The following is a 9,304-nucleotide window of genomic DNA, read 5'->3' on the forward strand; positions in this document are numbered from 1 at the left end:
AAGAAGGAATCAGTGAAATCGCTGATTCCTTTTCTATAGGTTACATTAGAATTTATCTTTCAATATAGCTAAAATCTGTCAATTCTTCATAGGTATAGTGCTGTTCAATTTGGTTTTTATCTAGAGTCCAGTCGATAATGTTTTCATATAAATTTTGATCTACCACCTGAGCGTAAGGGTAGTATTCTTCATGACGATCTAGGTAGTCGCTCATCACATCTGGGAAAGCGTATTTAGATAAAATCTCCGTATACTCGCTTGCCGGATGTTCATTCATATAATCAATTGATTTGTTGTAAGCTTTATAAAAGGCTTTTATATCCTGAGGACGTTCTGATAACAGAGTATCAACAAATTGAATTGCGCCTCCATTGATCCCCGATTCTTTTGAACTACCCAATACAACTGCTCCTTGAGCTGCCAACATACTAGCCTGAGGTTCAGTATACACAGCTGCATCGACTTCCCCTTTCAACAGAGCTTCTGAACGTGTTGCAAAAGAAGGAATATCTACTACCTCATATGTAAAGTCCTGTTCCGCAGCAAATTCATCCATTATATATTCCAAGATAAAGTTTGGAACCAACGTTATTTTTTTCTTATCTAACTCTTTCATCTCTGTTATACCTGACTGTTTTGATGCAAGTATTTTAAAATCTTCTAGAATCCCAGAAGTAATCGTCATATCTGTTCCATTTTTTTTGAAAGTAGCCTCAGTCATGACATCACTGATTGTCCCTTCAACTGTTTTGGCTTGAATCGCAACATTTCGGTCATTCGGTGAAGAAAATGACTCAATTTCTATATTGATTCCTTCTTCCTCAAAAAATCCCTTCTCCTCAGCAAGTATCACAGGAATAGCTGATTCAGCTGGCAAAATACCAAATCGAATGACTTCTCCTGTAACTTCACTCTCCCCGGTCTTTTGCTCTTGAGTTTCCTGTTCAGCACAGGCTGTTAAACTAATTACACATATACTCATCATCAATCCTGTATAGACTATTTTCATACTGACTCTCCTAACATCTGTTTAAATATTTCCATGGGTAATCCTTCTGGGATAATGACTCGATGCAGTTCTAATGGATTAGTCTTTTCTGTATTGATCCCCGGTACCGTTGTAAAAGCTAATTTAAAATTCATTTCGGCTAATATTTCTACATTTTTCTTATTATATATTCCAAAGGGATAAGCAAATACGTCTTTCACTTGTACATACTGATTACACTTTTTTAAATCTTGAACGAATGCTTCATTATTTTCCCATATTAAACGACTGCTATCATTACCCTTACGTTGGTGAAAATGGTGTGTATGATTCGCATACTCAAAAACATCTTTCATCTGATTTAATTCTTCAAAGCTAAGTGTTTTTGAAACGGTCTTCTCGTAAAACTGCTTTTCATCAAAAATCCAGCCAGTAGCTTCAAACGATACTGCAGGAATGCTGTTGTTTTTCAAAAATGGATAAGCATACCTTTTCTGAGATTGAAAACAATCATCAAACGTAATTAGCACAGATTTTTCAGGCATACTTGATCCTTCTTCATAGAACTGTTTGATCTCATCTAATTTCAGAAAATGATAATCTTCTGAGATTAGATAGTTCATTTGTTCACAAAAACTCTCATAACTATTATATAAGACTTCTGGTAATACGTCTTGGTATCTATCTGCCACTGAAATCTTTCTTGGTGATTTAGGGATTTCTTTACGTGGAACAATTTCATGGAACAGAAGTACAACAAACATCTCTTCATCCTCCTTTTTAACTTCTATATTATAGCACGTTTGTGTATAATTACACTAACAATTATTAGTTGAAAGGTCTTGATTTAATGAGTATTGAAGTGAATAACGTAGATTACAGTATTGATGGTAGAATTATATTTCACAATTTAACTTTTAGTTTCAAAGAAAATAAAAGCTATACCCTTCTAGGACCTTCAGGTATTGGTAAAAGTACCTTACTAAATTTATTGAAGAAAATCCTTTTACCTGTTTCTGGAAAAATCCAGTATCAGAATATATTAGATTCAGAAATCGTGATGGTCTTTCAGCAAAATCAGCTATTTCCATGGTCTACTGTATCAAATGCTTTAGCCCTTCCTTTGAAAATTGCAAAAATTCCAGAAAATAAAAGGATTCCTAAACTGACCGAATTATCTAGAACTTTAGATCTCGAAGAGTTACTCGAAAGAAAAATCCCTACTTTAAGTGGTGGACAACTTCAAAGAGTAGCTATAGGACAAGGATTATGTACAGACCCAAAGATACTATTGCTGGATGAACCAACGTCTTCACTTGATCAAGAAGCAAAAGAAGCCATTCAGAATCTGTTGTTAAAAGAACAGCAGACAAGAGGACATACGATGATTACGGTCACCCATGACATTGAAGAAGCTGTTTACCTTGGACAAGAAATTCTTTTAATCAGTGAGCAACAATTAAAGACCATAGATAATCCTACATTACAAATCAAGGATCGAAGAAATTCTATAGAATTCTACCAGTTTTGTATAGAGTTGAGAAAGCAGGTGCGGATCCTATGAAAAGATTTCACAAATCATTTTTAAGTTCTTTGTTTCTAGGTATCTTATCATACTTACTCGTTTGGTATTTTCTTTATCTGGGTGCACGTAATCATGCTATACCCGACCCGTTTACTATACTACTGAATATGTGGGAAATCAGATCAGAGTTACTCTGGCATACTTGCGCCAGTAGCTTGCGTATTCTAACAGCCCTTTTTTTCTCTATGGTTATCGGAGTCCCAGCAGGTATTTTATTAAATCTCTATCCTAAAATCAATCAAGTATTCTCTCCTTTGCTTTATTTTTTATACCCATTACCGAAAGTCGCTTTTTTACCTATATTCATGTTATTTTGGGGACTGGGTAATTTTTCTAAAATTATGCTACTTTTCTCAATTATTGTTCTACAAGTCATCATTATGGTGAGGGATGGAGCTAATAGAATTCCTGAAAATTATCACAAGACAATGACCAACTTCCATTCCACCTCTTGGCAACGAATCTGCTATTTGATTCTACCAGCTATTTTTCCGCATATTTTGGTTAGCTTACGTACCAGTATTGGCATTACACTGGCATCTTTATTTTTTGCCGAAAATTACGCTACTCACTTTGGCCTAGGGTATCTCATACTCAATGCCTGGACTAAAATGGATTATCCAGAGATGTTTGCGGGTATCTTTTGTATCGCAATTTTAGGCTTTTTCTTTTTCCGAGCCATCGACTTATTGGAGCGCTTTTCTTATGAAAATTGATGGAGTTTTTATTCTAGGTTTTTTCTAAATCCAAAAAAAGTCGGTTATTCACTTGTACAAGTGAATAACCAACTTTTTTGATACTTTTATTTATATTTAGCAAACACACCTATACCCTTATGCATACTTCATTATTGAAAAACGTTATTACAAGAACGATTTAACTTACGGTACAACTTGTATTAAGTTGTTTTGCTTAGTAGACTATTATAATAATTTCGTTCTTTTTTTATCTAATATAATTAGTATTGCCCCTGAACTAATCAGTAAAATGCTATATAAGCTGTACCTGATATTTGTATAAGAAGTTTGTGGTAAACGGTCTTGTCTGTCTGAACTCGCTTCTTCGCGTTGCTCTACTTTTTCTATTAATGGCTCTGATACTTCGACTACTTCTGTTCCTTCTGATTCTTCTACTGACTGAGTTGGTTCTTCCGTTACTAGTGGTTGTTCTTGTTCTATATCTTCCAATGCTTCTTCAGACTGATCAGATTCCTCATTCCGTACTTCTTCAATTTCTTCCACTGGCACTTCAACAATTTCGTCTGCTATTGGGCTATTAAACGCATCTGCCGCAAGTAACTCTGCATACAATCTGTGATCCACTAATACTTGAGCGTAATAATTCAAACTAATATCCGCAAATTCCGAATCAAAAGTTGTGCCTTGAGTTTCAAAGTAATTTGATACTGTGCTCGAGAAAAGCCTGTTTCCTTCCGCTTGTGCTGCACGAAGATGCGCATAAGCCGTCACTTCTGCACTTATCTGAACAAATTGTTCAAGGTCCTCTATTCCACCGAAATCACTTGCACCAATCTCGTCTTTGAACGGTGTACGCTCTTTAACCAAGAATGACTGGTCTTCTGTTTCTAACGTTCCCCAGTGGATATCTAGGAAGTTATGCAGTGCACGAACACCAGTAATGGTTCGTTCAGCATCTGTCGCAAAACCACTTCCATCAAATAAACCAGACGCTTCTACTGCCGAAGGACCTTGGGCTTTAACGTCTAAAATGATGTCATCGTTGATTGAAGCTGTTGCCCCTTCAATCAAGATATAAAAACGGTCATAGCCTAAACTTCCTAAACCAGCATCTGTTCTTCTTGCTATATCTTTGATTGCAAAATAATCTTCTCCTACTTCTTCTACGATCGCAGAATCTATACTGTTCAAATAAGTATCCCAATGACGCAGCAACTGATCTTTTTCCTCAGCGGTTGCTTCTGTTAAGCGACTATTAGTTAAATCAAATACTCGATCATCTGTAATTGTCGTCCAATTGTTTAGCTGCTTACTTAGTGGTGTTTCACTGACTTCCGCTGCATAGTTACCGACAAATCCTTCAAGGTTATCTGCTGTAAAATAATGTTCTTGAACATCGATATTCCCATTGACGACGTTCGCTACTGCAGATCTATAAGCACTACTATAAGACTCTAAAACCGATTCAATTTCTGGTTGAGTCAACTGTAAACCTGGAGCCGAATCATTTAATAAATAAACACTCGTACCAAAGTTCAATAAATCAAAGTAAAAAGGCGCAATCGCTGCTTCATCAAAATCGTTTAATTCAAAAATCGCTTCTTTTTTACGATTTCCGTAGAACCCAATGTTTTCTACATGTAAGTCTCCTGTAATCCAGGTTCTTGCTTGACTCAAAGGTGCCCAACTGTCAGGAATCTGAATGACTTGATCTTTTACATCTTGGAAAAACAAAGCAGCGGTCCCCCGGTAAAAGGCAAATGGATTAGCTCCTAAATTATTCAGCTTCTGTTCTCTAACGGAAGGATCTTTGATATATTGATTGGATTCAATCATATAGTTTGTCAGACTATTCATTCTTTCTTGACCAGCGAGTGGTTCCAAGTCATCGAGATCAACGGTGTCCTGATTCGGCAATACAAAATCGACATCTTGAATGTCATTATAGTAGTGTGCGATAGGAGAAAAGTCCGTGATGCCCGTATTGCCGTCCAGATTTAGACGAACGGTCAAATTCTCCAAGTTTCCTAATGGACTGATATCTTGAATCTGATTGTCTCTTATGTTCAAGTCCTCTAGTAAGGTTAAATAAGCTAGCGGTGAAATATCGGTAATCTGATTTCTTCTCAAAACAAGTGATTTGATCTTTGTGAGATGAGTCAAAGGTGTTAAGTCCGCTACTTGATTCGAATGTACATTTAATTCTTCTAACTCAGTCATCCCCTGAATCGGTGTCAAATCAACGATTCCATTTCCTCTTGCACTCAAGTCTTTTAACTGTATCAGTGCTGTTAAAGGTGATAGATCCGTTACAGTATTGTCTCTGAAATCAAGTTCTTCTAAGTTTATTAATCCACTGAGTGGTTCCAGTGACTGAATACTACTCCCACGAACATCTAGTTCTTTTAATGCCGTCAAAGGCTCAATGCCTGCTAAGGAAGATAAATTATTTTCTCTTAAGTCCAGTTTCTTTAATTGTGTTAATGTTGAAATTGGTGAAATATCTTCTATTTCATTTGAACGCATTTCAAGCTCTTCTAATCCTGTCAATAACTCTATACCTTTCAGACTAGTAATACCAAGCTCTCGCACTTTGGTCAGTTTGGTGATTTCACTTAATGTTTCTGAAGAGAGTTCTGTATGTCCGTTAGCTTCTACAGCTTCTCTTATGACTTGAAGCAGTGCTTCGTCCTCGAATGCATTTTCAATCGCTGTCTCTTCTTCAAGCAAAACTTGTTGCTCTGGCGCATCTTCTGCGTAGACAACACTATTTCCTACAGATTGTAGCGCCCCCATAACGCCCACAACCATCAACCCTTTAACTATCTTCATTTTTTTCCTCCTCGAAATCAATCGCTACTTTACACCTTATCATCTTTCGATTTATTCAAGTTGTAATTTACAAAAAGCATACAAAATACTTACAGAGTATTTATCTGATTAACTTCGAAAAAAATAGACCTTCCATATATGGAGGTCTATTGATCGGTCGTTTATCTATTTTTCAACTAAAACCGTCGCGTGCATTTCTCAAATCGGTGAACTTTTCCACTGAATCGGCCTTCAAGAATAAGTTAATTCGTTTTTCTTTTCCAATCGTTGACGGTAATGTTGGATCATCTTGTTCTCTTAACGCATTTACTTGCTCTAGTTCTTCAGAAATCGATTCATTTGTAGATTCGATGGACTGTGCAAATCGCAAGTTGGTCTGAGTGTATTCATGACCAGCGTAAACAAATATACCGTCATCTAACTGATTAAACACTTGTAAGGCATCATACTGAGCTTGATAATCTCCAGTAAAGACACGCCCACACCCGCCTGAGAATAGAGCATCTCCGCAGAATAAGGCACTACCAATCAGAAAACTAATGTGCTCAGCAGAGTGTCCGGCTGTTTTAAACACTTGAACGGTTTGATCCAGCACTTCAAAGGTATCCCCGTCTTCAACAGTTTGTGTATTGAGTTGTTCTGTTTCTTTTGGACCATAAACAGGTACATCCGGATAATCCGCTAAGACTTCTTTGACGCCACCAATATGATCATCGTGCTCATGTGTTAAAAGAATGGCTTCTAAATTGAACTGGTTCTCTTTCAAATATCCTAAAACTTTCGCAGATTCGCCAGGATCGACTACCACTGCCCGATTACTTTCGTCCATAACCCAGATATAATTATCAGATAAAGCTTCTATTGGTTGAACATTCATCTCTATCGCTCCTTTATCTCATTGCTTACGTTTAAAGTATAGCTTTTTCCGCTCCCATACTTCAATGAACACGCCTAAAAGTTCGTCTTACTATTCAGATGTTGTGTTCTTTAAAATACGTTGAATACTATCCGTATAGACTTTAGCTAAATCTTCAGTCGTCAATTCGAAATTCTCCATACTCGATGTTTTCGGGATACCTCTATTGACTAATTCTCGGTCAATGTCTTCAATAACAAAAACTTCGTGCTCACTATCTTGAACTGCTCCAACTTCATTCAAGTAAATTTTCCGCCCATTATTCAACTCCAAACGATAAAGAAATTCTCCTCTTGAATGTGTGAAAGGTATAAACGACTTTCCACCATGCACTCTCGCTTCAATTTTGACGATATCTTCGTAAGTAAATTCTTGCCCCTGGGGCTGTATAAAAGAATGATCAATAATTTTGTCAGAAGTAATAACCGTGACTCCTGTTAAAGTAACATAAAGTAAAAAAAGATTTAAACCTAAAAATAAACTGATTACGAATTTCTTGTACCGTTTTATAAAAATATGATTTAAAAAATTACGCTTGATGGTGTTTCTAAAGTCTTTACGAAATAAATAAAACAAGCCGAATATTAAGTAAATTTCTAAAACAACAATCAATATCATTCCAGGAGAATTGAACGTCCATAACAAGTAGTCATTAGGTACAAACAGTTGATATTGAATATAGTTAATTAAAAGAGATATCCCCAAAGTCAAAATCACAGCAACTACTAGTAAAAGAAGGGAAATTAAAACAGACAAAATCTTTTTCAAATAAAACACAGCTCCTTAAGGCTTACATATTGCAATTAAAGCTTAGCATATCCTTAAACGGTGCCACTGACAAGCCCCAAAAGATGTGCTTAGAAAAAACATTTCAAAGTAAAGCGTTTTTTTCAAAAGTAAGTGATCTCTATAATCCTTTTTTCTGATATCATAGGACTATACCAAGTTAATGGGGGAAATGAATGATGTTAGAATTCAAACAAAATATTCGAGGAAACGTTGCTTTGGGTATCAATCCGATTGGACTTAAACAGGAAGTACATAATCAAATTGATTACGTTAAAAACAAAGGTTCATTTAAAGGTCCTAAAAAAGTATTGATCATTGGCGCGTCATCAAGTTATGGTTTAGCAACAAGAATCAGCTTGGCGTTTGGTACAGGTGCAGACACGATTGGGGTTTCTTTTGAAAAAGGACCGAAAAGTGCGCGTTCTTTAGGAACAGCTGGCTGGTACAACAACATTGCGTTCAAAGAAGCGGCTGAAAAAGAAGGCCTTGCAGCAAAAAACTTTGTACAAGACGCTTTTAGCCATGAAAGTAAACAAGAAGTTATTGATTATATCAAAAACGAATTTGGCGGGAAAGTAGACTTAGTGGTTTACAGTTTAGCAAGTGGTCGTAGAAACGATCCCGATACGGGCGAAACGTATATATCTTCTATTAAAGCGATTGGTGAACCTGTTGTTGGACCAAATGTCAATATGCAAGAACAAACTTTCTACACTGAAACACTGGATCCTGCAACTGACCAAGAAATCGCTGATACCGTTAAAGTCATGGGTGGAGAAGACTGGGAATTATGGATGAAGGCTTTAAAAGAAGCTGACGTTCTTTCTGACGGTGTCTTAACAACCAACTACTCATACTTAGGTACAGAGTTGAATCATCCTTACTACGGTGGTGGTACGCTTGGACGTGCTAAAGCTGATTGTGATGAAAAAGCTGAAAACATCAATGAGTTATTAACGGACATCAACGGTAAAGCATTGATTGTTGTGGCAACTGCCGTAACAACTAAAGCCAGTTCTGTAATTCCATTCTTCCCTGTTTATTGTATTGGTCTGTATAAAATCATGGAAGAAAAAGGCACGCACGAAACACCTATTATGCACCAAGATCGTATCTACCGTGAAATGATCTACGGCACTAAACCTGAATACGATGAAGTCGGCCGTTTAAGACCTGATAACTGGGAATTAGATAGCGACACACAAGCAAAAACAAAAGAATTGATCTTAGAATTGAACGAAGACAATTTCAACTCTGACAAAACAGCTTACGATTTATTTTACAAAGAATTCTCAAACTTAAGTGGCTTCATGGTCGACAACTACGTTGAACAAGACGTTACATTAGAAGAATTAAAAGCATTAGAATACTAATCAAAAAGGCTATGGCGTATGCGCCGACCCCCAGAAGTTAGACCTAAAATCTAACTTCTGGGGGTCTTTTTTAATGGCAAAATATAGTTTTGAATTTAAACATAAGATCGTAAAGGCGTATCT

General features: G+C 36.5%; 8 protein-coding genes. 3 read left to right on the forward strand and 5 right to left on the reverse strand.

The window, feature by feature from the left end:
• Positions 1–52 precede the first annotated feature (52 nt).
• Positions 53–1,009, reverse strand: a complete 957-nt coding sequence (locus tag ACFP65_RS07015) for an ABC transporter substrate-binding protein (protein ID WP_379917166.1) — start codon at positions 1,007–1,009, stop codon at positions 53–55.
• The gene (locus tag ACFP65_RS07020; RefSeq protein WP_379917168.1) at positions 1,006–1,752 is read right to left on the reverse strand and encodes a polysaccharide deacetylase family protein; all 747 of its coding nucleotides are present in this window, start codon (positions 1,750–1,752) and stop codon (positions 1,006–1,008) included. The genes ACFP65_RS07015 and ACFP65_RS07020 overlap by 4 nt, the downstream gene beginning before the upstream one ends.
• A gap of 98 nt (positions 1,753–1,850) precedes the next feature.
• On the opposite strand from ACFP65_RS07020, the gene ACFP65_RS07025 reads away from it, so the two are divergent.
• Both ACFP65_RS07025 and ACFP65_RS07030 read left to right on the forward strand, forming a co-directional pair.
• Positions 1,851–2,552 (forward strand): ATP-binding cassette domain-containing protein, encoded by a 702-nt coding sequence (locus ACFP65_RS07025; RefSeq protein WP_379917170.1) that lies wholly within the window; start codon positions 1,851–1,853, stop codon positions 2,550–2,552.
• Positions 2,549–3,289, forward strand: a complete 741-nt coding sequence (locus ACFP65_RS07030) for an ABC transporter permease (protein ID WP_379917172.1) — start codon at positions 2,549–2,551, stop codon at positions 3,287–3,289. Before ACFP65_RS07025 ends, ACFP65_RS07030 begins: the two co-directional genes overlap by 4 nt.
• A 207-nt stretch (positions 3,290–3,496) precedes the next feature.
• On the opposite strand, the gene ACFP65_RS07035 is transcribed toward ACFP65_RS07030, so the two are convergent.
• From ACFP65_RS07035 to ACFP65_RS07045, 3 genes are all read right to left on the reverse strand, one after another.
• Positions 3,497–6,103, reverse strand: a complete 2,607-nt coding sequence (locus tag ACFP65_RS07035) for a DUF2252 family protein (protein WP_379917174.1) — start codon at positions 6,101–6,103, stop codon at positions 3,497–3,499.
• A 172-nt stretch (positions 6,104–6,275) separates the two neighbouring features.
• Positions 6,276–6,980, reverse strand: coding sequence for a hydroxyacylglutathione hydrolase (gene gloB / locus ACFP65_RS07040; protein ID WP_379917176.1), 705 nt, complete (start codon positions 6,978–6,980; stop codon positions 6,276–6,278).
• 90 nt (positions 6,981–7,070) lie between these two features.
• Positions 7,071–7,787, reverse strand: a complete 717-nt coding sequence (locus tag ACFP65_RS07045) for a hypothetical protein (RefSeq protein ID WP_379917177.1) — start codon at positions 7,785–7,787, stop codon at positions 7,071–7,073.
• Between the two features lie 197 nt (positions 7,788–7,984).
• On the opposite strand from ACFP65_RS07045, the gene fabV reads away from it, so the two are divergent.
• The gene (fabV, locus tag ACFP65_RS07050) at positions 7,985–9,181 is read left to right on the forward strand and encodes an enoyl-ACP reductase FabV (protein ID WP_379917179.1); all 1,197 of its coding nucleotides are present in this window, start codon (positions 7,985–7,987) and stop codon (positions 9,179–9,181) included.
• The last annotated feature ends 123 nt before the right edge of the window (positions 9,182–9,304 follow it).

The sequence above is a fragment of the Marinilactibacillus sp. GCM10026970 genome (assembly GCF_042660675.1).
Classification (GTDB): domain Bacteria; phylum Bacillota; class Bacilli; order Lactobacillales; family Carnobacteriaceae_A; genus Marinilactibacillus.

Coding starts and splice junctions, on each gene's coding strand:
- ACFP65_RS07015 (WP_379917166.1), bottom strand. CDS start 1,009: ATGAAAATAGTCTATACAGGATTGATGATGAGTATATGTGTAATTAGT.
- ACFP65_RS07020 (WP_379917168.1), bottom strand. CDS start 1,752: ATGTTTGTTGTACTTCTGTTCCATGAAATTGTTCCACGTAAAGAAATC.
- ACFP65_RS07030 (WP_379917172.1), top strand. CDS start 2,549: ATGAAAAGATTTCACAAATCATTTTTAAGTTCTTTGTTTCTAGGTATC.
- ACFP65_RS07035 (WP_379917174.1), bottom strand. CDS start 6,103: ATGAAGATAGTTAAAGGGTTGATGGTTGTGGGCGTTATGGGGGCGCTA.
- gloB (WP_379917176.1), bottom strand. CDS start 6,980: ATGAATGTTCAACCAATAGAAGCTTTATCTGATAATTATATCTGGGTT.
- fabV (WP_379917179.1), top strand. CDS start 7,985: ATGTTAGAATTCAAACAAAATATTCGAGGAAACGTTGCTTTGGGTATC.